The following is a 20,417-nucleotide window of genomic DNA, read 5'->3' on the forward strand; positions in this document are numbered from 1 at the left end:
ATTCACCATGACCCCCGCACCCCTACCTGCTGATGAGGACGAACGACTGAACGCCTTGCGCGCCCTGTTGCTTCTGGATACGCCGCCCGAAGAGCGCTTTGACCGCCTCGCACGCTTTGCCGCCGAGCAGCTGGGTACGCCCATTGCCCTGCTCACGCTGGTGGACGGGCAGCGTCAGTGGTTCAAGTCGCGTGTGGGCCTGGATGCCACAGAAACTCCGCGCGAGATCTCTTTCTGTGGGCACGCCATCCTGAAGGATGAGCTGTTTGTGGTCGAGGATGCCAGCAGTGACCCGCGCTTTTCCGACAACCCGTTGGTGACCGGAGACCCCCACATCCGCTTTTATGCGGGGGCGCCGCTCAGCGCCCCGGGTGGGCACCACATTGGCACGCTGTGCGTGATCGACACCGTGCCGCGCACCCTGGGGCGGGTGGAACGGTCGATTCTGGATGCACTGCGCCGTCTCGCCAACGAGACCTTGGCGGGACAAGAGGGCGAGGAATGACCGCGCCGCTGCCCCGGATCTTGCTGATCGAACCCCAGTTCGTGCTGCGGCGCACCATGGTCATGGTGGCCCGCGATCTCGGCATGGTGGATTTCCACGAGGCCAGCAGCGTGGGCCGGGCCCGCGCGATGCTGGCAGCCGATGCTTTTGATGGAATGGTCCTGGACCTCCAAGAGGGCCCGCAGGCCCTGGAGCTACTCAGCGATCTCCGGCAGGGTCGGTTCGCTGCGCCGCGCGATGCGCGGGTGGTGGTGCTGGCGGGCGGTGGCAACCCAGTGGACGTCGAACGTCTGCAGGGCCTGGGAGTGGCGCGGGTGCTGGGCAAGCCGGTGCGCATCAGTGAACTGCTCGACGCCATCGTGGGCGTGCAAGAGGAGGGTGCGCCCGCATCCTGACCCGTCTGTTTGCGCCCTGGTCACGGGGGAGCTTTATCGCGCAGCGAGCCGCTGCACCAGGAAATCCACCAGCACGCGTACGCGCAGCGGCATGTGCCGGTTGGCGGGGTACAGCAGCGAAAACGGGCGAGAGGCACCGGCATGGGCGGGCAGCACCTCCTGCAAGGCGCCGCTGTGCAGATCGGCTTCCACAATGAACCGGTAGGTCTGCAGCAGCCCTGCGCCTGCACGCGCCAGGGTCACGGGGCCCAGGATGTCGTCGGCGCAGCGCAGGTGGCCTTGGGTGGGCACCTGCGCATCGCGCCCGGCGGCGTCGCGCAGTATCCATGGCACCGCCTGGCCGCTGCTGGGCAGCACAAACTGGATGCATTCGTGCGCCGCCAGGTCGGCGATGGCATGCGGCGTGCCGCAACGCGCCAGGTACGCCGGGGCGGCCACCACGATCAGGGCGGCGTCCTCCAGCTTGCGCGCCACCAGCCCCGAGTCGATGGGGGCGCGACCGCGCACGGCCAAGTCAAAGCCTTCTTCGGTGAAGTCCACGTTGCGGTTGCTCAGCTGCAGCTCCAGCTCCACGTCGGGGTAGGCCTGCGCAAATGCGGGCAGCAGGGGCAGGATGCGGCAGTGCCCGTAGGAGGTGGGCAGGCTGAAGCGAACGAGGCCTGCCGGGCTTTGCTGCTGGCCCGACAGCTCGCGTTCTGCCTCGGCCAGCTGGCCCAGCGCCTGGCGGCATTGCTCGTAGTAGCGCTTGCCTGCGTCGGTGAGCCGCACCTGGCGCGTGGTGCGCTGGAACAGCCGCACGCCCAGGCGCGCCTCCATGCGCGCCACCGATCGGCTCACGGCTGCCGCCGTCAGCCCGGCCGCCTGGGCGGCGGCCGTGAAGCTTTGCCACTGCGCGGTCAGGCAGAACAGTTCGATGCTGCCCAGCTTCAGGTCGTCAAATTGGCGCGCCATGTTCTGTTTATTACTTCATGTAATCAGTGAAATTCCTGAAGCCTAGTTTATTGCTGTTTGCATCCTCAATACCATCGCTTCATCTTTCCACCACGCTCCAAAGGCAACCCCATGAAGCTGTACTTTTCTCCCGCCGCCTGCTCCCTGTCGCCCCACATCCTGTTGCGCGAATGTGGCCTCACCTTCGACCTGGAGAAGGTCGATACCGAGCGCCACCGCACGGCGGACGGGCGCGATTTTTATGCCATCAACCCCAAAGGCCAGGTGCCTGTGCTGGAGCTGGCGGACGGCTCCCGCCTCACCGAAGGCCCGGTCATTGCGCAATACATCGCCGACCAGGCCCAGGCCACGCAGCTCATGCCCGCAGCTGGTACGCTGGCGCGCTACCGGGTGATGGAGTGGCAGAACTACGTGAGCACCGAGCTGCACAAGTCCTTCACGCCCTTGTTCCACGCCGGGCTGGACGACAACGCCAAGGCCACGCTGGCCGCTCTGCTGCGCAAGAAGATGGACTGGCTGGACGCGCAGCTGCAGCACAGCCCCTACCTGACGGGCGAGCACTTCACGGCGGCCGATGCCTACCTTTTTGTGGTGCTGGGCTGGGCCAAGTTCGTGAAGCTGGATATCAGCGACCTGGCCCATCTGCAGGCTTTCCTGCGCCGTGTGGCCGCGCGCCCCGCCGTGCAGGCCGCGATGCAGGCCGAAGGGTTGCTGGGCTGAGAGGCCATTGCTTCCTCCCAAGGAAAATAGCCATGCCTTACATCAACATCAAAGTGACCCGTGAAGGCGTCAGCAGTGCGCAAAAAGCGGCGCTGATCCAAGGCGCCACCGATTTGCTGGTGCGCGTTCTGAACAAGGAGCCCGCAACCACCTTTGTCGTGATCGACGAGGTCGAGACCGACAACTGGGGCGTGGCCGGTGAAACGGTGACCGTGCGCCGCCAGCGCGCTCGCGCCGCCGCCGACGGGAGCGCGCCATGAGTGACCCGCGCTTTGACGCAGTCGCCGCCGTGCTGCAGGAATATTTCGACGGCCTGTGCCACAGCGACACGCAGCGCCTGCGCCGCGTGTTCCACCCGCAGGCGGTCTATGCCTGCGCCACGGCCGAGCCTGCGGTGATCCTGCGCATGGAGGAATATTTCCCCATCGTGGACCAGCGCCCCTCGCCCGCCAGCCGGGGCGAGACGGTGCAGGAGCGCATCCTGTCCATCGAGTTTGCCGGGCCGGTGACGGCCCTGGCCAAGGTGGAGTGCGCCATCCTGCCCAAGCACTTCACCGACCTGCTCACCCTGATCCATGTGGACGGGCGCTGGCAGATCATTGCCAAGGTGTTTCACTACGAACTGGATCGCTGAGGCGGCGGTGCGCGCAAGCCGGTGGGCGAGTTCCTTTTCTCGGAAGGACTCATTGATTGATAGCTGCTAGCGCTTGTCAGATAAGCGCTAGAGCCCAATTTGGCTAAAAAATCGGCGGCAGGCATCACCTGCGGTGTGCCCGCCTCACAGGTTGGTTGCCGCGACCACTTCCGACATGTCGGTCAGCCCCTGCAGCACCTTCTCGATGCCGTCTTGGCGCAGCGTCAGCATGCCCGCGGCCAGTGCCGAGTGGCGGATGTCCGAGGCGGGGGCGCGGTGACGGATGTGCTGGCGGATGGTCTCGTCGCTCATCATCAGCTCATGGATGCCCAGCCGGCCGTGGTAGCCATGGCCGTCGCACTTCGTGCAGCCCACATGGCGCCACAGGCGCAGCTCGCCCTGTGCGCCGCCGTGCTGCTGGCGCCAGCGCGCCACCTGTGCCTCGCGGGCCTCGGGGGAGTTGTTGGTGCCACTGTCCAGGTACTGCGATGCCAGGCCCAGCAGCGTGTCGTGGTCGGCCACACGCGGCTCGCGGCAGGCTGTGCACAGGCGGCGCACCAGGCGCTGGGCCAGGATGGCGAGCAGCGAATCGGAGAAGTTGAACGGGTCCAGGCCAATCTCCAGCAGCCGCGCAATGCTCTCGGGCGCCGAGTTGGTGTGCAGGGTGGACAGCACCAGGTGCCCCGTCAGCGAGGCCTCGATGGCGATGCGCGCGGTTTCCTCGTCGCGCATCTCGCCGATCATGATCACGTCGGGGTCGGCCCGCAAAAAAGTGCGCATGGCGGCGGCAAAGGTCCAGCCGATGCGCGGGTTCACCTGCACCTGGCGCAGGCCCTCCTGCGTGATCTCGATGGGGTCTTCGGCCGTCCAGATCTTGCGGCCTGCGGTGTTGATGTCGCGCACCACCGAGTGCAGCGTGGTCGTCTTGCCGCAGCCCGTAGGGCCGCACACCAGCACCAGGCCATAACTTTTTTGCACCACGGAGCGCAGCGCCAGCAGGTTGGGCTGGCTCAGGCCGATGTTCTCCAGCGGCAGGGGCTTGGCACCGGCCAGCAGGCGCAGCACCACGTCTTCCAGTCCGCGCGAGGTGGGCACGGTAACCACACGCAGCTCCACCGGCGGGCCTCCGAAGCGCGCGAAGTCGATCTTGCCGTCCTGGGGCTTGCGGTGCTCGGAGATGTCCATGCCCGCCATGATCTTGATGCGCGCCACCATCGCAAAGCGGTAGCGCGCGGGCAGCTCCAGGTAGGGCGTGAGGTCGCCGTCGATGCGCAGGCGGATGCGCACGTTCTGCGGCGCGGGCTCGGTCTCGATGTGGATGTCGGACGCGCGGTGGTGGATGGCTTCGTCGATCACCGAGTTGATGAGCCGCACCAGGGTGTTGTCCGACTCGCTGATCACGTCGGCTTGCTCGGAGTCTGCGTCCGGGACGGTGCTGCCCAGGTTGGCGGCCAGCTCGCGCGAGGTGGCGCGGGCAGCGGTGGTGGCGTCGGCGCCGCCAGACTGGGTGCGGTAGGCGCGGTGAATGGCGGGCATCAGCGTGCCTGGCGCGGCCTGCAGCGGAATGAGCCGCCGCTGCGTGAGAAACCGCAGTTCGTCCAGCAGCACGCGATCGAGCGGGTCGGCCATCAGCAGCACCAGCGCGTCGTCGCGGGCGATCAGCGGCAACACCGATTCACGCTCTGCCATCGCCCTGGGCACCATGGCCAGGGCCGCCGGATCGGGGGTGATGTCGCCGGGGTGCACGGTGTAGTCGCCCAGCCATGCGGCAATGACCTGGCGCAACTGCTCCTGAGTCAGGACACCGTCATCCACCAGGATCTGCCCGATCAGCCGGTTTTGCCCGGCGCTGCGCTCCTGCTGCTGGGTCTGCAGGCCGTCTTGCAGGGCCGACGGGGACAACATGCCGGCGTGGATCAGCGCTTCACCCAGGTGCCGCGCCTTGCCGACGGTGGGGTGGGGGGCGGAGAGCTGTTTCCACAAGGATTCCGCATTGGGCGGGCGGAAACCGTGGGCGGGGAGGGAGGGGGGAACAGCGGTGTCGGTCATCAAGGGTCAGGAGCGGGCATCGTCAAAGGCTGAAGTCGTAGTCCACCGTGATGGGAGCGTGGTCTGAGAACTTTTCACCTTTGTAGATGGATTCAGCACGTGCCAGCGCCGCGAGCGCGGGGGTGGCCAGGTGGTAATCCAGCCGCCAACCCACGTTGTTGGCATACGCCTGCCCCCGGTTGCTCCACCATGTGTAGGCGGTGTCTGTGGCGGTAGGTTGTAACTGACGGTAAACGTCTATGATGCCGCCGCCTTCATCAGTTGTGTGCAACAGTTTTGTCATCCAGGCCCGTTCTTCGGGTAAAAAACCACTGTTTTTCTGGTTGCTGCGCCAGTTTTTCAAGTCGATTTGCTGGTGCGCAATGTTGATGTCGCCGCACAGAATGAAGTCACGTTCGCGCTTGACTTTCATCAGGTGGGGATGGATCTCGGCCAGGAACCGAAACTTGGCCTGCTGGCGTTCTTCGCCCGAGGAACCACTCGGAAAGTAAGCGCTGATGATCGACAGCTTGCGGGCCGGTGTGTCAAAACGCAGCTCCACATATCGACCTTCTGTATCGAACTCTGCTGACCCATAGCCAATGACTACATCAGAGGGTTCGTGCCGGGTATAGATGCCCACGCCGGAATAGCCCTTTTTCTGGGCAAAGTGGAAGTGGCCCTGCAGGCCCGCCATGCGCTCGAACCGGTTGGCCATGTCGGCCGCCTGGGCCTTCACTTCCTGCACACAAATACAATCCGGCCGCGTGGCTGCCATCCAGCTTTCCACGCCTTTGCTGGTGGCCGAGCGGATGCCATTGAGATTGAGGCTGGTTAACTTGAACAAGGAATTCCCCATGGTGGATGTTGGCGCGCAAACCTCGGAACAGGGCCAGCTGGCGCAGGATTTTGTACGTTTTGCCGTCGAATCGGGCGTGCTGCGGTTTGGCGAATTCAAGACCAAGGCGGGGCGCCTGAGCCCGTATTTCTTCAACGCAGGGCTGTTCGACGATGGCCGCAAGATCGGGCGGCTCGCGGAATTCTATGCAAAAGCCCTGCTGGCCAGCGGCATCGAATTCGACATGGTGTTCGGCCCTGCCTACAAGGGCATTCCGCTGGCCGCTACCGTGGCCGTGGAGCTGGCGCGCCTGGGCCGTAACGTGCCTTTTGCCTACAACCGCAAGGAGGCCAAGGACCATGGTGAGGGCGGCACGCTGGTGGGGGCACCCCTCAAAGGCCGTGTGCTGATCGTGGACGACGTGATGTCGGCTGGCACCGCCGCCCGCGAGTCCATCGCCATCATCCGCGCTGCGGGTGCCACGCCGCATGCGGTTGCAATTGCGCTGGACCGCCAGGAAAAAGCCACGGAGAATGGCCAGGACGTGGACCACAGCGCCGTGCAGTACGTGCGCGAGCAACTGGGCATGCAGGTGTGTGCCATTGCCCGGTTGGCAGACTTATTGCTGTATCTCTCCCAAAACGGGGAAGAGGGGATGCGCTCGCATCACGAAAAAGTGCTGGCCTATCGCCAGCGGTACGGTGTTAACGAAGGGTAGACCATTTGAGCAAGTCGGCGTGGATCATGGGCGGGGTGATGCTGCTCACCCTGGGCGCAGAGCTGGCCTCGGCACAGTCCCAGGGTGCGACGGGCGGTATCTACACGTGCGTGGACCGCAACGGCCGTCGGCTGACGGCCGACCGGCCCATCCCGGAATGCCTGGACCGCGAGCAGCGCGAACTCAGCCCTTCGGGCATAACGCGCCGCCAGATTGGCCCCTCGCTCACCGAGCTGGAGCGCGCAGCCCAGGACGCCCAGAACCGCAAGGATGCCGAAGAGCGCGCCCGTGTGGTGGAAGAGCGCCGCCGCGAACGCGTGCTGGTGGCCCGCTACCCCGACAAGGCTGCCCACGATGTGGAGCGCGCTGCGGCCATCCAGATGGTGGATGACGTGACGGCCACCGCAGAAAAGCGAACACTGGAGCTGAAGGCGGAGCGCAAGAAGCTCGATGTGGAGATGGAGTTCTACAAGAAGGACCCCAATAAGGCCCCCATGACGCTGCGCCGCAAGATCGCTGAGATTGACGACAGCCTGGCCGAGCAGCAGCGCTTCATCGCGGGGCAAGATCAGGAAAAGCGCCGTGTGCATGCGCGGTTTGACACCGAGCTGGCGCAGTTGCGAAAGCTGTGGGATGCGCAGCGTGTGCCTCCCTCCGCAGCGTCTGCTGTTGCGGCGCCCGCTGCCAGCGCGGTGCCTGCGGGCGGCAGTCGATAACCCGCCAGGGTAGGGTAGCAGCGGGCCAAAGAACTCGCCGCATCGCTGCCTCGGATGGACAGCAAAAAGAACAAAGGGGCCTTTCGGCCCCTTTGTCTTTGCGGCAGCTTCAACAGCCTTGCCTTCAGCCCGCCAGTTTGGCGCGCAGCAGGTCGTTGACTTGCTGCGGGTTGGCCTTGCCCTTGCTGGCCTTCATCGCTTGGCCGACCAGTGCATTAAACGCCTTGTCCTTGCCCGCGCGGAACTGGGCCACGTTGTCGGGGTTGGCGGCAATCACTTCGTCGATGATCTTCTCCAGCGCGCCGGAGTCGTTCATCTGCTTGAGTCCCTTGGATTCGATGACGGCATCCACGTCGTTGGACTCTCCGGTCCACAGCGCGTCAAACACCTGCTTGGCGGCGTTGTTGGAGATCGTGCCGTCGGCAATGCGGCCGATCAATGCGGCCAGCTGAGTTGCCGTGACAGGGGCCTGCTCGATACCGGTCTCCGCCATGTTCAGGCGGCGCGACACCTCTCCCATGATCCAGTTGCTGGCCAGCTTGGGCTGGCTGCAGGCTTTGGCCACTGCTTCGAAGTACGCCGCCATGGCTTTGCTCTGCGTGAGCGTGGTGGCGTCGTACTCGGGCAGGCCATAGTCCGCCACAAAACGTGCGGCCATGGTACGAGGCAATTCGGCCATTTGCGCCCGTTCTTCCTGCACCCACTGCTCTGAAATGTGTAGTGGAGGCAGGTCGGGGTCTGGGAAGTAGCGGTAGTCCGCCGCATCTTCCTTGGTCCGCATCGCGCGCGTTTCGCCCGTGTCCGGGTCGAACAGCACGGTGGCCTGCTGGATCGCGTGGCCGTCCTCGATCTGCTCGATCTGCCAGCGGATCTCGTAGTCGATGGCCTGCTGCATGAACTTGAACGAGTTCAGGTTCTTGATCTCGCGTCGTGTGCCCAATTCGGCGCCGGGCTTGCGCACCGACACGTTGGCGTCGCAGCGGAAGCTGCCTTCCTGCATGTTGCCGTCGCAGATGCCGATCCAGGTGACGATCTTGTGCAGCTCCTTGGCATACGCCACGGCCTCTTCGGACGAGCGCATGTCGGGCTCGGTCACGATCTCCAGCAGCGGCGTGCCCGCGCGGTTCAGGTCGATACCACTCTGGCCGATGAAGTCTTCGTGCAGCGATTTGCCGGCGTCTTCTTCGAGGTGGGCACGCACCAGGCGCACGGTCTTTTTCTCGTCACCCAGAAAGAACTCGACCTCGCCGCCCTGCACCACTGGGATCTCGAACTGGCTGATCTGGTAGCCCTTGGGGAGATCAGGGTAGAAGTAGTTCTTGCGCGCGAAAATGCTCACGGGCGCAATGTGGGAGCCGAGGGCCAGTCCCAATTTGATAGCGCAGGCCACGGCTTCGCGGTTCATCACCGGCAAGGTGCCGGGCAAGGCCAGGTCCACTGCGCAAGCTTGCGTGTTGGGCTCGGCGCCAAAGGCGGTGGGAGCACGGCTGAAGATCTTGCTCTGGGTTGCGAGCTGGGTGTGGGTTTCGAAGCCGATGACAACTTCGTAGCCATGGATCAGTTTGGCGGTCATGTCAGAAGCCCTCCGGACGGCGGAGGTGGAAGTCGGTGGCTTGCTGCAGGCGGTGCGCAGCGTTCAGAAGGCGGGCTTCCTGGAAGTAGTTGCCCAGCAGTTGCAGGCCCACGGGCAAACCGCCCTCGCCAAAACCGGCGGGCACGCTCATGCCGGGCAGGCCAGCCAGCGAGCCGGGCAGGGTGAAGATGTCGGCCAGGTAGTCGGCCAGCGGGTCGTTGCCGTGGTCGCCCAGCTTCCAGGCCACCGTGGGGGCCACGGGGCCGGCGATGACATCGCATTCCTTGAACGCGTTCTGGAAGTCGTCGGCGATCATGCGGCGGATCTTCTGTGCCTGCAGGTAGTAGGCGTCGTAGTAGCCGTGCGAGAGCACATAGGCGCCGATCATGATGCGGCGCTTGACCTCGTCGCCAAAACCTTCGGCGCGGGTCTTCTTGTACATGTCCACCAGATCGGTGTAGTCCTTGGCGCGGTGGCCGAACTTCACGCCGTCAAAGCGAGAGAGGTTGGACGACGCCTCGGCCGGGGCAATGATGTAGTAGACCGGGATGGACAGCTGCGTGCGCGGCAGGCTGATGGGCACGAGCTTGGCGCCGAGCTTCTCGTATTCCTTCAGGGCACCATCTACGGCGGCGCGCACATCGGGCGCCAGGCCTTCGCCAAAGAACTCGGCGGGGATGCCGATGCGCAGGCCATCGATGCTGTCGTTGAGCTTGGCGCTGAAGTTTTCGGCAGGCACATCGAGCGACGTGGAGTCGCGGTCCGGGTCCGGGCCGCACATGGCGGACAGCAGCAGCGCGCAGTCTTCGGCCGAGCGGGCCATGGGGCCAGCCTGGTCGAGGCTGGAGGCAAACGCGATCATGCCGTAGCGGCTGGCGCGCCCGTAGGTAGGCTTGATGCCGGTGATGCCGCAGAACGAGGCGGGTTGGCGGATGGAGCCGCCAGTGTCGGTGCCGGTGACGGCCGGGGCCAGGCGCGCGGCCACGGCCACGGCGCTGCCGCCGGACGAGCCACCCGGGATGCGGTCGGTGGCCCAAGGGTTGCGCACGGGGGCGGGGGCGTCAAAGCCCACGGGGGCGACGGCGGAGTTCTCGTTGGCCGAGCCCATGGCGAACTCGTCACAGTTGAGCTTGCCCAGTGTCACGGCCCCCGCGTCGGCCAGCTTGGTGACCACGGTGGCGTCAAAGGGCGACTGGTAGCCCGCGAGCATCTTGGAGCCGGCGGTGCTGGGGAAATCCTTGGTGACAAAGATGTCCTTGTGCGCAATCGGCACGCCCGCCAGCGGGCCGGCGGTGCCTGCGGCGATGGCTGCGTCTTGCGCGCGGGCCTGGGCCAGAGTGATGTCCGGGTTCACGGCCACGTAGGCGCCCAGGTTCTGGTGGGCCTGTGCGCGGGCGAGGAAATGCTGGGCGGCCTCGACGGCCGAGACGCGGCGCTCGCGCAGCTCGGTGGCCAGCTGGGCCACGCCCAGGTCATGCAATGCGGTGGAAGTCATGCGGCGGGGCTCTTACTCAATCACTTTGGGCACGAGGAACAGGCCTCGTTCGACAGCGGGGGCGCTTTGCTGGTTGGCTTCGCGCTGGTTGGGCTCGCTGGCCAGGTCTTCGCGCAGGCGCAGCTGCACGTCCTGGATGGCGGCCACGGGGTGGGCCAGGGGCGTGACGCCCGAGGTATCCACAGCCCGCATCTGTTCCACGATGTCAAAGAAACCATTGAGCTGCGTGAGCATGCGCTCACTTTCGGAGGGTGTCAGCTCAAGCCGCGCCAAGTTGGCAATGCGGCCGATGTCCTGGGGGGTCAGTGCCATAGGGAGGAGAATCTAGAGAAACCAGAAGTAAAGCTGTGATCCGGGCTGCGCCGGAGGGAGTTATTCACAGGGGATGGGGTATTATCCCGGCTTTGCCGCAAAGCTCCCGGAATGGGAGTCAATTGCGTGAAAAAAGCCAATAAACACCCCTGAAATACCTGGCGATGGCAGGCCGACGCGCATGCCGTGCCCGAGAGGACTTTTGAATGTTCGGAGCTTTCCGTCGGTACTTCTCCACCGACCTTGCCATTGACCTTGGCACAGCCAACACCCTCATCTTCGCCCGCGACAAAGGTATCGTTCTTGATGAACCTTCCGTCGTCGCCATCCGCCACGAAGGTGGCCCCCACGGCAAGAAAGTCATCCAGGCCGTAGGTCGTGAAGCCAAGGCCATGTTGGGCAAGGTGCCCGGCAACATCGAAGCCATCCGGCCCATGAAGGATGGCGTGATCGCCGACTTCGTGATCACCGAGCAGATGATCAAGCAGTTCATCAAGATGGTGCACCCGCGCACGCTGTTCACCCCCAGCCCGCGCATCATCATCTGTGTGCCCTGCGGCTCCACCCAGGTCGAGCGCCGCGCCATCAAGGACGCGGCCGAGGCTGCGGGCGCCACGGCGGTGTACCTGATCGAAGAACCCATGGCTGCTGGCATCGGCGCCGGTCTGCCGGTGTCGGAAGCCTCGGGCTCCATGGTCGTGGACATCGGTGGCGGCACCACCGAAGTGGGCGTGATCTCGCTGGGCGGCATGGTCTACAAGGGCAGCGTCCGCGTGGGCGGCGACAAGTTCGACGAGGCCATCATCAGCTACATCCGCCGCAACTACGGCATGTTGATTGGCGAGCCCACGGCCGAAGCCATCAAGAAGAACATCGGCTCGGCTTTCCCGGGCTCCGAAGTGCGTGAGATGGAAGTCAAGGGCCGCAACCTCAGCGAGGGCGTGCCACGCAGCTTCACCATTTCGTCCAACGAAGTGCTGGAAGCCCTGACCGACCCGCTCAACCAGATCGTCTCGGCCGTGAAGAACGCGCTGGAACAAACCCCCCTGAGCTGGGCGCCGACATTGCCGACCGGGGCATGATGCTGACCGGCGGCGGCGCGCTGCTGCGCGACCTGGACCGCCTGCTGGCCGAGGAAACCGGCCTGCCTGTGCTGGTGGCCGAAGACCCGCTGACCTGCGTGGTGCGCGGCTGCGGCATCGCCCTGGAGCGCATGGACCGCCTGGGCAGCATTTTCACGAGCGAGTAAGCCAGCGGGCCTGTATGCTGCAGGCACTTTTTTCGCTCTGAATTGCATGACTGCACCTGCTCCAATGCTTGTTTCTGAGCACCCGCCCGTGGAGCCGCCTCCACGCGGCAGACCCTGACCGCTGCGCACCATGCCCCTGGGTACTCTGGAGCGCAGCGCTCCCCCTTTCTTCAAACAGGGCCCTTCGGCCCTGTCGCGTTTGGCCGTGTTCAGCGCGCTGGCGCTGTTCCTTATGGTGGCCGATGCACGCTTTCAGATCACCGGCCCTTTCCGCCAGGCCGTGGCCACGGTGCTGTACCCCGTGCAGTGGCTCATGCTGCAGCCCGTGGAATTCGCCAGCCACGGGCGCAGCTATTTCCAGTCGCTGCAAACCGCGCAGGATGACCTGGATGCCGCCCGCAAGAAAATGACCGTGATGGGCCAGCGGGCCAACCAGGCCGATCAGCTGGCGATGGAAAACCAGCGGCTGCGCAAACTGCTGGAGCTGCGCGACCGGCTGCAGACACCCGCCCAGGCGGCCGAGGTGATCTACGACACCGCCGACCCCTACACGCGCCGCGTGGTGCTGGACCGGGGGCAGATGGGTGGCGTGGAACTGGGCGCCCCCGTGATGGATGAAGCCGGTGTGCTGGGCCAGGTCACCCGCGTGTTCCCGCTGGTCAGCGAAGTCACCCTGCTGGTAGACCGCGATCAGGCGATTCCGGTGCTGAACATCCGTACCGGTGTGCGCGGCGTGGCCTATGGCGACCCGGTGGCGGGCCATGGCGGTGGCATGGAGCTGCGCTTCATGCCCGCCAATGCAGACATCCGCGAGGACGACCTGCTGACCACCAGCGGTGTGGACGGTCTGTACCCGCCCGGCCTGCCTGTGGCGCGCGTGGTGCGGGTGGAGCGCCGTGCCGACTCTGCGTTTGCGCGCATCTATTGCATGCCGCTGGCCCAGGTGCAGGGCGCGCGCCATGTGGTGGTGCTCAAGCCGCTGGCCGACAATGAACTGGCGCGTCCCGAGCCCGCCCCGGCTGTCCCCGCCAACAAGCGCGGAGGCCGCAAGTGAGCCACCGCTTGACCCCACAAGGAGGCCCACAATGATCATGCCGCGTGGTGAGCCCCTGCTGATGCCGGTGAACCCGGTTTTCATCTGGGCCAGCTTGGCTGTGGGCCTGGCCATCAACATGCTGCCGCTGGGCCGCATCGTCTGGACGCCCGACGTGCTCATGGTGTTGTTGGTCTTCTGGGGCGTCCACCAGCCGCTGCGCATCGGCATGGGGGTAGCGTTCCTGCTGGGCCTGTGCATGGACGTGAGCCAGTCGGCGCTGCTGGGCCAGCATGCGCTGTCCTATACCGTGCTGTCGTTTGGCGCGATTGCCATCCACCGCCGCCTGCTGTGGTTCAGCGTGCCGTCGCAGGCCTTGCAGGTATTGCCCCTGTTTGCCCTCGCCCACGCGATCGAGCTCTTGCTGCGGATGGCGTCCGGGGGCATATTCCCGGGGCTGTGGAGTTTTCTCGCACCGGTGCTGGAGGCCTTGCTGTGGCCCCTGGCCAGCTGGGTGCTTCTGGCTCCGCAGCGCCGCCCGCCCGACCGCGACCAGAACCGGCCTCTGTAGCCCATGCCTTTCTTGATGCCCGCGCATTTCGCCAGCGTTCCGCCTTGGCCCCTGGGGGTTGAGCCTGGGCTTGCGCGCGCCCGAATGGGAGGGGGGGCGTGACTGAGGTGCGCAGCAGCGAAGCCGATGCTTCGCGCTTTCGGGTGCGGGCCCTGGTCATCGGCGCCCTGGTGTTTTTTGCGTTCTGCCTCATCGCTGCCCGGCTGGTGTATCTGCAGGTGGTCCGGCACGAAGACCTGGCGGCGCAGGCCGAGAGCAACCGCACGGCGGTGGTGCCCATCGTGCCCAACCGGGGGCTCATCCTGGACCGCAACGGCGTGGTGCTGGCCACCAACTATTCGGCCTACACGCTGGAGATCACGCCCTCGCGCGTCGGGGTGCTGGACGAGACCATCGACGAGCTGTCCAAGGTGGTGGAAATCCAGAGCCGTGACCGCCGCCGCTTCAAGCGGCTCATGGAAGAGTCGCGCAACTTCGAGTCCCTCCCCATCCGCACGCGGCTGACCGACCAGGAAGTGGCGCGGTTCACTGCGCAGCGCTACCGCTTTCCGGGCGTGGACATCAAGGCGCGGCTGTTTCGCAACTACCCGCTGGGCGACGTGGCCAGCCATGCCATCGGCTACATCGGCCGCATCAACCAGACCGAGAAGGCGCGCATCCAGGATTCCGAGGACGAGGCCAACTACCGGGGCACGGAATACATCGGCAAGCTGGGCATCGAGCAGAGCTTCGAGTCGGCCCTGCACGGCGCCACCGGGGTCGAGCAGATGGAAACTTCGGCCGGGGGGCGGGCGGTGCGCAAGCTCTCCAGCCACGCGGCCACGCCCGGCGACAGCGTGATGCTGTCGATCGACATCAAGCTGCAAAAGCTCATTGAAGACATGTACGGCAACCGCCGGGGCGCGCTGGTGGCCATCGACCCGCGCAACGGCGAGATCCTGGCGCTGGTGAGCAAGCCCACCTTCGATCCCAATCTGTTCGTCGAAGGCATCGACGTGGAGAACTGGACCGCGCTCAACGAATCCATCGACAAGCCCCTGCTCAACCGCGCCATGCGCGGCACCTACCCGCCGGGCTCCACCTACAAGCCCTTCATGGCCCTGGCGGCGCTGCAGCTGGGCAAGCGCGCGCCCAACGTGGTGATCAACGACCCGGGGTTCTACACCTTTGGCGGCCACACCTTCCGCAGCCACGAGGGCGGGCTGGGCGGCGTGGACATGCACCGCGCCATCCAGCAGTCGAGCAACACGTATTTCTATTCGCTGGCGGTGGAGATGGGCGTGGACACCATCCACGACTTCATGAAGCCGCTGGGCTTTGGACAGTCCACGGGCATCGACCTCAATGGCGAAGTGCGCGGCACCTTGCCCAGCACCGAGTGGAAGCGCAATGCCTACAAGCGCCCCGAAATGAAGCGCTGGTTCCCCGGCGAAACCGTGTCGCTGGGCATTGGCCAGGGCTACAACAACTTCACGATGCTGCAGCTGGCGCTGGCGCAGGCCACGCTGGCCAATGGCGGTATTCGCTACCGGCCGCACATGGCCAAGGCGGTGAAAAACGCGGTCACGGGCGTCGTCACCGAGATCAGCCAGCCGCCGGGAGTGGATCTGGGTTTTTTGCCGAAGAACGTGGACATCGTGCGCAACGCCATGGTGGCGGTGAACAAGGGCGGTACCGGCACGCGCGTGTTTGCCGGGGCGCCCTACACCTCGGGCGGCAAGACTGGCACAGCCCAGGCGGTGACGATGGGCCAGAACGTCAAATACAACGCCAAGGCGCTGGAAGAACACCAGCGTGACCACTCGCTGTTTGCCGCCTTTGCTCCTGCCGAAAACCCCACCATCGTGATTGCGGCCATCGTGGAAAACGCCGGGTTCGGCGCTGCGCACGCCGCCCCCATCGCGCGCCGGGTGTTTGACTACTGGCTGCTGGGCGACTATCCCAACGAGGAAGACATGGCGGCGGTGCAAAAAGGCCTGGCCTCGGCACCGATCGGCAAGCCCCGCAAAGCGGTCGATGTGCCGCTGATTGCGCCGTAGTTTGCTATATAAGTAATAGCTGCTTGCGCTTTATGGATAAGCGCTAGAGCCCATTTTTGCTTGAAATGGCAGCCCCGTGGTGCCCGTGCACTAGTCCACTGAATTTCAGTGGACTAGCGGAACTGGCTCCGCCAGACCATGGGTGGTGTTCCCCAGGGAGGAAAGCGCGGAGCGGCTCGGGGGCGCACCTCCCTGTCAGGCCCGTTGCGTCCGGCCCGCGCGCGCAGCAGGCTGGATCTGGCTGAACACCAGCGCTGCCACGATGAGCGCGGCGCCACCGAGCCCAGCCCAGCCCAGCCTCTCCCCGAGCAGCACCCAGGCTGTGAGGGCCGCGAACACCGGCTCCAGCCCGAACACGATGGCGCTGCGCATGGCGTCCACGCGCTGCTGGCCCCAGGCCTGCAGCGTCACCACCACTACGCTGGCCAGCAGGCCCAGGTACAGCAGCGCCAGCAACGCATCCAGAGGCAGGTCGGCCACGGACCGTAGCCAGCCCATGCCCTCGCCCTGCGCCAGCAGTAGTGCGGTGGAGGCCAGTGCCATCACCGTGGCCTGCGCGGCGGCCATGCGGGTGGCCCGCAGCGGCTGCGCGGCCGTGCGGCGTGCGCACTCTTCCAGCGCCAGGATGTACAGCGCGTAGAACACGGTGCTGGCCAGCGTCAGCGTATCGCCCAGGTTCCAGGGCTCGTTTTCGTGGAACATCAGCGCCATGCCCGCCAGCGCCATCACGCAGGCACCCCAGAGTCGCCAGCCATAGCGCCGTCCCAGGAAGGCCATGGCGATCAGCGGCACCACCAGCACGTTGAGGCCGGTCACAAACGCATTGCGGTTGCTGCTGGTGCGCGCGAGGCCCTCGATCTGCAGCCAGAACGCCAGGAACAGCAGCAACCCCAGCGCGCAGCCCCAGCGCCGCTCGTGGCGCAGCATGCCGCGCCACAACGGCGCCAGCACCAGCAGCGCGATCACGAACCGCAGCCAGATGATCTGCAGCGCGTCCAGGTGTGCCGAGAGCAGTTTCATGGCCGGGAAGGTGGTGCCCCACACCACGGTCACAGCCAACAGGGCCATCAGGCCCCAGCGTTCAGTACGCATCGGAAGAATTCCCCAAAACCAAAAAGAAAAAAGGGCCGCCGGTTGCCCGGCGGCCTTTGCAGTGCGGCGCGGCGCGAACTCTGATCAGTGGCTGACTTGGCCCAGAAACGCGCGGATGCGGTCGTTGGCCGGGTTGCTGAAGAACTCCTGCGGCGGCGCATCGTGCGCAATGCGGCCTTGATCGAAGAACATCACGCGGTCGGCCACCTCGCGCGCAAAGCCCATTTCGTGGGTGACCACAATCATGGTCATGCCACCACGCGCGAGGCCTCGCATCACGTCCAGCACTTCCTTGACCATCTCGGGGTCGAGTGCCGATGTGGGCTCGTCAAACAGCATCACCTTGGGTTGCATGGCCAGCGCACGCGCAATGGCCACCCGCTGCTGCTGCCCGCCCGACAACTGCCACGGGTACTTGTGTGCGTGGTCCTGCATGCCCACGCGGCGCAGCAGCTGCATGGCTTCGTCGTTAGCCTGGGTGCGCGGGGTGCGGCGAATGCGGCGGGGCGCCAGCGTCACGTTGTCCAGCACGCTCATGTGGCCGAACAGGTTGAACTGCTGGAACACCATGCCCACCTCGCAGCGCTGGCGCTGCAGGGTTGCGAGGTCGTCGCAGACGTCCACGCCGTCGATGGTGATGCGCCCGCTGTCGTGGGGCTCCAGCCGGTTGATGGCACGCAGCAGCGTGCTCTTGCCGGAGCCTGAGGCGCCAATGATGACCGTCACCTCACCGGTGTGGAACACGGTGGACACGTCCTTGAGCACCTGGTGTGCGCCAAACGACTTGCACACCCGCTCGGCCACGATGTAGGGCTTGGGCTGGTTGGTCGTTGCGGTCATCGGTTACGCCCTTCCACGTCAAAGCGGTATTCGACGGCGTTGGAGACTTGCGTGACCAGCGTGGTCAGCAGCAGGTAGGTGATGGCCACCGTGGTCAGCGTGGCAATGGGCTGGAACGTGGCCGACTGGATGCGGTTGCCTACATTGGTCAGCTCCACCACGCCAATCGCATAGGCCAGCGATGAGTCCTTGAGCAGCGCCACAAAGTTGCTCACCAGCGGCGGCAGCGAGATCTTGAACGCCTGCGGAAACACCACGTCAAGGAACACGTGCATGCGGCCCAGGCCCAGCGCCTTGGCGGCCTCGGTCTGCCCGCGCGGCACGGCCAGCAGGCCGGCGCGCAGGGCTTCGGCGTTGTAGGCGCCCACGTTCAGCCCCAGGGCCACGACTGCGGCGGCAAAGTCGGGCAGGTTCAGCCCCGGCACCAGCACGGGCAGGGCAAAGTACACAAACAGGATCTGCACCAAGAGCGGCGTGCCGCGAATAGCCCAGATGTACACGCCGGCCATCCAGCGCACGGCCGTCCAGCGGGCGGTGCGGGCCAGCGCCGCCGCCGTGCCCAGCACCAGGCCCACGGCACCACTGACCAGCGTGAGCCACAGCGTGGTGCGCGCGCCTTCGGAAAACGCCTGGGCGTTGGGGCCGATGGGGTCAGGAAAGAACGAAAGCAGCTGGCCCAGCAACGAGAGGGCCAGAACCATCAGCACCAGTGCAGCGACCAGCGTGGCATTGCTGCGCTGCTGTCGGGACCAGCCTTGTGGCCAAAGAGCGAGAAGCATGGATCGGACGACCGGAAGGTCTTGGTTGGAAATCGGGCCGGCGGCAGGACCATGGTGACGCCGTCAAAAACAGCAAAGGGTGCGCAACGGGCCAGGCCCAGCGCACCCCGTAGCGTGTTTTTATATCAGTTGCAGCGCACGTCTTCGTTGAAATACTTCTTGGAGACGGCGGCGTAGCTGCCATCGGCCAGCACTTCGGCAAACGCCTTGTTCCAGGCATCGGCCAGGCCGGTGTTGCCCTTGGCCATGGCGGGGGCGATGCGTTCGATGAACAGCATGTCGCCGAGCTTGAACCCGGCCTTGGCGTTCTTGGCGGCGGCTTCCTTGGCCACGAACTTGTCGCTCACCCAGGCGTCGACGCGTTTGGAGATCAGGGCGCGCTGGGCGTCGGTGTCCTGCGGGAAGTTCTTCACCTCCTTCACCCCGGTGAGCTTCTGCACGTTTTCCAGGTAGCTGGTGCCGGTCTGCACGGCCACCACCTTGCCGGTCAGGTCCTTGGCGTTGCGGATTTTTGCGTCCATGGCCACGATGATGCCGCCCGAGCAGTAGTGGGGGTTGGCAAACGTGACGGCCTTGGAGCGTTCTTCCGTCACGCCGTGCGAGGCGATGACAGCGTCCCAGCGGCTTTGGCCCAGGCCGGTCAGCAGCGCGTCAAAGCCCAGCGTCTTCCATTCGAGCTTCAGGCCCATCTTCTTGACCACCAGCTCTGCCACTTCCACCTCGAAACCCGTCAGCTTGGTGCCTTCGAAGAAGTTGAACGGGGCAAACTGGCCTTCGGTGGCCACGATGATCTTGCCGTCCTTCTTGATTTCGTCCAGCGTGCGGGCCTGGACGGCGAGGGCAGCGCACAGCGCCACGGCGGTGACAACGGCAGACTTGAAAAACTTCATGGCAGGTTCCTGTGGGGGTGGTTCAGGTACAAAAAATCCGGCATGCGGGTAGGCAAGCCGGAGCGGGTGAATGCAGGCATCGCCAACAGCGATGGGCCTCGTCATCAAACGGAAATGCGCAGAAATTATAGGACGGGCGTTCACATTCGGGCCATGCAGGGCAACCCCGATGACCTCGGGGCGCCCTGGTGGTAGGCCAGCTCAGCTTAGCAAGCATGATGCCATCCGGGGCACGAGCCCCTTCGGGCCTCGGCTAGCGCAGGAATGCGTCGTAACCCGTCTTGAGGATCAGCGTGCTTACCACCACGATGAAGATGCCACGCACAAAACCCGTGCCGTGCTTGAGCGCCAGGTGCGTGCCCAGCAGGCTGCCCACCACATTGGCGATGGCCAGCGTCACCGCAAAGTGCCACCACACATGGCCCTTGGCGGCAAACAGCGCGATGGCGGCGATGTTGGTGGCGCAATTGAGCAGCTTGGCCGAGGCCGAGGCGTTCAGGAAGTCATAGCCCAGCAGCCGCACAAACAGAAAAACGAAGAAACTGCCGGTGCCCGGGCCGAAGAAACCGTCATAAAAGCCGATGACCACGCCGATCAGGCAGGCCGCCAGCACTTCGGCCCTGCCCGCAAAGCGGGGTGTGTGGTGCCGCCCCAACTCTTTTTTGGCCAGCGTGTAGACCAGCACCCCCAGCAACACCAGGGGCAGCAGCTTGCGCAGGAAGTCGGCCGACATCACGGTCACGGCCCAGGCGCCTGCAAACGACCCCGCAAAACCGGCCGCTGCCGCGGGCAGCATGGCCGACCAGCGAACCTGCACCTTGCGGCTGTACTGCCAGGTGGCCATGGCCGTGCCCCACACCGAGGCCGCCTTGTTGGTGCCCAGCAGCGTGGCAGGGGGCGCCCCGGGGAAAGCCGCAAACAGGGCTGGCACCATCACCAGCCCGCCACCCCCCACGATGGCATCCACGAAGCCTGCGAGCAGCGAGGCGAAGGTAATAAAAATCCATTCCATCGCAGGATTTTCGCAGCTTGCCTGCTA

Annotated in this window: 21 protein-coding genes and 1 pseudogene; 11 read left to right on the plus strand and 11 right to left on the minus strand. The window is 65.3% G+C overall.

Annotated elements, in window-relative coordinates; all coding sequences use genetic code 11:
- The first annotated feature begins 7 nt into the window (after window positions 1–7).
- Both EXV95_RS17970 and EXV95_RS17975 read left to right on the plus strand, forming a co-directional pair.
- Entirely contained in the window at window positions 8–505 is a 498-nt protein-coding gene (locus EXV95_RS17970) for a GAF domain-containing protein (protein ID WP_055400728.1), read from the plus strand.
- Window positions 502–900, plus strand: coding sequence for a response regulator (locus tag EXV95_RS17975; RefSeq protein ID WP_055400729.1), 399 nt, complete (start codon window positions 502–504; stop codon window positions 898–900). The genes EXV95_RS17970 and EXV95_RS17975 overlap by 4 nt, the downstream gene beginning before the upstream one ends.
- A 33-nt stretch (window positions 901–933) precedes the next feature.
- Here EXV95_RS17975 and EXV95_RS17980 read toward each other — a convergent pair whose 3' ends face one another.
- Complete coding sequence (locus EXV95_RS17980) at window positions 934–1,851, minus strand: LysR family transcriptional regulator (RefSeq protein WP_176887917.1); 918 nt, start codon at window positions 1,849–1,851, stop codon at window positions 934–936.
- A gap of 111 nt (window positions 1,852–1,962) precedes the next feature.
- Between EXV95_RS17980 and gstA the strand changes: the two genes are divergently transcribed.
- The 3 genes from gstA to EXV95_RS17995 are packed head-to-tail and all read left to right on the plus strand — an operon-like array spanning window position 1,963 to window position 3,205.
- On the plus strand, window positions 1,963–2,571 hold the full coding sequence (gene gstA / locus EXV95_RS17985; protein ID WP_176887918.1) for a glutathione transferase GstA: 609 nt from the start codon (window positions 1,963–1,965) through the stop codon (window positions 2,569–2,571).
- Window positions 2,572–2,603: 32 nt separating this feature from the next.
- Window positions 2,604–2,831, plus strand: a complete 228-nt coding sequence (locus tag EXV95_RS17990) for a 4-oxalocrotonate tautomerase family protein (protein ID WP_121421962.1) — start codon at window positions 2,604–2,606, stop codon at window positions 2,829–2,831.
- Window positions 2,828–3,205 carry a nuclear transport factor 2 family protein gene (locus tag EXV95_RS17995; protein WP_057271025.1) on the plus strand — a complete coding sequence of 126 codons (378 nt, stop codon included), beginning with the start codon at window positions 2,828–2,830 and terminating at the stop codon, window positions 3,203–3,205. Before EXV95_RS17990 ends, EXV95_RS17995 begins: the two co-directional genes overlap by 4 nt.
- Window positions 3,206–3,349: 144 nt before the next feature.
- Here the strand turns inward: EXV95_RS17995 and EXV95_RS18000 are convergent, their stop codons facing one another.
- On the minus strand, window positions 3,350–5,254 hold the full coding sequence (locus tag EXV95_RS18000; protein WP_176887919.1) for a GspE/PulE family protein: 1,905 nt from the start codon (window positions 5,252–5,254) through the stop codon (window positions 3,350–3,352).
- 22 nt (window positions 5,255–5,276) lie between these two features.
- A complete protein-coding gene (locus EXV95_RS18005; protein WP_121421965.1) occupies window positions 5,277–6,080 on the minus strand; it encodes an exodeoxyribonuclease III in 804 nt (267 codons plus the stop codon).
- 10 nt (window positions 6,081–6,090) lie between these two features.
- On the opposite strand from EXV95_RS18005, the gene pyrE reads away from it, so the two are divergent.
- Both pyrE and EXV95_RS18015 read left to right on the plus strand, forming a co-directional pair.
- Entirely contained in the window at window positions 6,091–6,789 is a 699-nt protein-coding gene (gene pyrE / locus EXV95_RS18010) for an orotate phosphoribosyltransferase (protein ID WP_055394401.1), read from the plus strand.
- Between the two features lie 5 nt (window positions 6,790–6,794).
- The gene (locus tag EXV95_RS18015) at window positions 6,795–7,505 is read left to right on the plus strand and encodes a DUF4124 domain-containing protein (RefSeq protein WP_121507849.1); all 711 of its coding nucleotides are present in this window, start codon (window positions 6,795–6,797) and stop codon (window positions 7,503–7,505) included.
- Window positions 7,506–7,629: 124 nt separating this feature from the next.
- On the opposite strand, the gene gatB is transcribed toward EXV95_RS18015, so the two are convergent.
- Genes gatB through gatC form a run of 3 tightly spaced genes read right to left on the minus strand, consistent with a single transcriptional unit; the run spans window position 7,630 to window position 10,885 of the window.
- Window positions 7,630–9,078: an Asp-tRNA(Asn)/Glu-tRNA(Gln) amidotransferase subunit GatB gene (gatB, locus tag EXV95_RS18020; protein ID WP_176887920.1), complete on the minus strand. Its 1,449-nt coding sequence runs from the start codon at window positions 9,076–9,078 to the stop codon at window positions 7,630–7,632.
- Window position 9,079: 1 nt separating this feature from the next.
- Entirely contained in the window at window positions 9,080–10,573 is a 1,494-nt protein-coding gene (gene gatA / locus EXV95_RS18025; RefSeq protein ID WP_176887921.1) for an Asp-tRNA(Asn)/Glu-tRNA(Gln) amidotransferase subunit GatA, read from the minus strand.
- Between the two features lie 12 nt (window positions 10,574–10,585).
- Window positions 10,586–10,885, minus strand: coding sequence for an Asp-tRNA(Asn)/Glu-tRNA(Gln) amidotransferase subunit GatC (gene gatC, locus EXV95_RS18030; RefSeq protein WP_055394393.1), 300 nt, complete (start codon window positions 10,883–10,885; stop codon window positions 10,586–10,588).
- A 206-nt stretch (window positions 10,886–11,091) separates the two neighbouring features.
- On the opposite strand from gatC, the pseudogene EXV95_RS18035 reads away from it, so the two are divergent.
- The 4 genes and pseudogenes from EXV95_RS18035 (at window position 11,092) to mrdA (ending at window position 15,777) form a co-directional block, all read left to right on the plus strand.
- A pseudogene (locus tag EXV95_RS18035) lies at window positions 11,092–12,134 on the plus strand (rod shape-determining protein).
- A 130-nt stretch (window positions 12,135–12,264) separates the two neighbouring features.
- Window positions 12,265–13,188 carry a rod shape-determining protein MreC gene (gene mreC / locus EXV95_RS18040; protein ID WP_176887922.1) on the plus strand — a complete coding sequence of 308 codons (924 nt, stop codon included), beginning with the start codon at window positions 12,265–12,267 and terminating at the stop codon, window positions 13,186–13,188.
- 31 nt (window positions 13,189–13,219) lie between these two features.
- Window positions 13,220–13,738 carry a rod shape-determining protein MreD gene (gene mreD, locus EXV95_RS18045; RefSeq protein ID WP_055394387.1) on the plus strand — a complete coding sequence of 173 codons (519 nt, stop codon included), beginning with the start codon at window positions 13,220–13,222 and terminating at the stop codon, window positions 13,736–13,738.
- A 98-nt stretch (window positions 13,739–13,836) separates the two neighbouring features.
- Window positions 13,837–15,777 carry a penicillin-binding protein 2 gene (gene mrdA, locus EXV95_RS18050; RefSeq protein ID WP_176887923.1) on the plus strand — a complete coding sequence of 647 codons (1,941 nt, stop codon included), beginning with the start codon at window positions 13,837–13,839 and terminating at the stop codon, window positions 15,775–15,777.
- A gap of 195 nt (window positions 15,778–15,972) precedes the next feature.
- On the opposite strand, the gene EXV95_RS18055 is transcribed toward mrdA, so the two are convergent.
- The 5 genes from EXV95_RS18055 to EXV95_RS18075 form a co-directional block, all read right to left on the minus strand.
- The gene (locus EXV95_RS18055) at window positions 15,973–16,869 is read right to left on the minus strand and encodes a DMT family transporter (protein ID WP_055394385.1); all 897 of its coding nucleotides are present in this window, start codon (window positions 16,867–16,869) and stop codon (window positions 15,973–15,975) included.
- Between the two features lie 84 nt (window positions 16,870–16,953).
- Window positions 16,954–17,709 (minus strand): amino acid ABC transporter ATP-binding protein, encoded by a 756-nt coding sequence (locus EXV95_RS18060; protein WP_055394382.1) that lies wholly within the window; start codon window positions 17,707–17,709, stop codon window positions 16,954–16,956.
- Complete coding sequence (locus tag EXV95_RS18065; protein ID WP_055394380.1) at window positions 17,706–18,488, minus strand: amino acid ABC transporter permease; 783 nt, start codon at window positions 18,486–18,488, stop codon at window positions 17,706–17,708. The genes EXV95_RS18060 and EXV95_RS18065 overlap by 4 nt, the downstream gene beginning before the upstream one ends.
- Window positions 18,489–18,613: 125 nt before the next feature.
- Window positions 18,614–19,378, minus strand: coding sequence for a transporter substrate-binding domain-containing protein (locus tag EXV95_RS18070; RefSeq protein ID WP_121421973.1), 765 nt, complete (start codon window positions 19,376–19,378; stop codon window positions 18,614–18,616).
- 253 nt (window positions 19,379–19,631) lie between these two features.
- Window positions 19,632–20,390, minus strand: a complete 759-nt coding sequence (locus EXV95_RS18075; RefSeq protein ID WP_055394375.1) for a TSUP family transporter — start codon at window positions 20,388–20,390, stop codon at window positions 19,632–19,634.
- Window positions 20,391–20,417 lie beyond the last annotated feature (27 nt).

Origin of the sequence: Acidovorax sp. JMULE5, from assembly GCF_013376875.1 — a bacterium.
Classification (GTDB): domain Bacteria; phylum Pseudomonadota; class Gammaproteobacteria; order Burkholderiales; family Burkholderiaceae_C; genus Acidovorax; species Acidovorax facilis.

Excerpts from the sequence above, each read along its gene's own strand:
- EXV95_RS17970 (WP_055400728.1), top strand. The coding sequence starts at position 8 with ATGACCCCCGCACCCCTACCTGCTGATGAGGACGAACGACTGAACGCC.
- EXV95_RS17975 (WP_055400729.1), top strand. The coding sequence starts at position 502 with ATGACCGCGCCGCTGCCCCGGATCTTGCTGATCGAACCCCAGTTCGTG.
- EXV95_RS17980 (WP_176887917.1), bottom strand. The coding sequence starts at position 1,851 with ATGGCGCGCCAATTTGACGACCTGAAGCTGGGCAGCATCGAACTGTTC.
- gstA (WP_176887918.1), top strand. The coding sequence starts at position 1,963 with ATGAAGCTGTACTTTTCTCCCGCCGCCTGCTCCCTGTCGCCCCACATC.
- EXV95_RS17990 (WP_121421962.1), top strand. The coding sequence starts at position 2,604 with ATGCCTTACATCAACATCAAAGTGACCCGTGAAGGCGTCAGCAGTGCG.
- EXV95_RS17995 (WP_057271025.1), top strand. The coding sequence starts at position 2,828 with ATGAGTGACCCGCGCTTTGACGCAGTCGCCGCCGTGCTGCAGGAATAT.
- EXV95_RS18000 (WP_176887919.1), bottom strand. The coding sequence starts at position 5,254 with ATGACCGACACCGCTGTTCCCCCCTCCCTCCCCGCCCACGGTTTCCGC.
- pyrE (WP_055394401.1), top strand. The coding sequence starts at position 6,091 with ATGGTGGATGTTGGCGCGCAAACCTCGGAACAGGGCCAGCTGGCGCAG.
- gatB (WP_176887920.1), bottom strand. The coding sequence starts at position 9,078 with ATGACCGCCAAACTGATCCATGGCTACGAAGTTGTCATCGGCTTCGAA.
- gatA (WP_176887921.1), bottom strand. The coding sequence starts at position 10,573 with ATGACTTCCACCGCATTGCATGACCTGGGCGTGGCCCAGCTGGCCACC.
- gatC (WP_055394393.1), bottom strand. The coding sequence starts at position 10,885 with ATGGCACTGACCCCCCAGGACATCGGCCGCATTGCCAACTTGGCGCGG.
- mreC (WP_176887922.1), top strand. The coding sequence starts at position 12,265 with ATGCCCCTGGGTACTCTGGAGCGCAGCGCTCCCCCTTTCTTCAAACAG.
- mreD (WP_055394387.1), top strand. The coding sequence starts at position 13,220 with ATGATCATGCCGCGTGGTGAGCCCCTGCTGATGCCGGTGAACCCGGTT.
- EXV95_RS18055 (WP_055394385.1), bottom strand. The coding sequence starts at position 16,869 with ATGCGTACTGAACGCTGGGGCCTGATGGCCCTGTTGGCTGTGACCGTG.
- EXV95_RS18060 (WP_055394382.1), bottom strand. The coding sequence starts at position 17,709 with ATGACCGCAACGACCAACCAGCCCAAGCCCTACATCGTGGCCGAGCGG.
- EXV95_RS18065 (WP_055394380.1), bottom strand. The coding sequence starts at position 18,488 with ATGCTTCTCGCTCTTTGGCCACAAGGCTGGTCCCGACAGCAGCGCAGC.
- EXV95_RS18070 (WP_121421973.1), bottom strand. The coding sequence starts at position 19,378 with ATGAAGTTTTTCAAGTCTGCCGTTGTCACCGCCGTGGCGCTGTGCGCT.
- EXV95_RS18075 (WP_055394375.1), bottom strand. The coding sequence starts at position 20,390 with ATGGAATGGATTTTTATTACCTTCGCCTCGCTGCTCGCAGGCTTCGTG.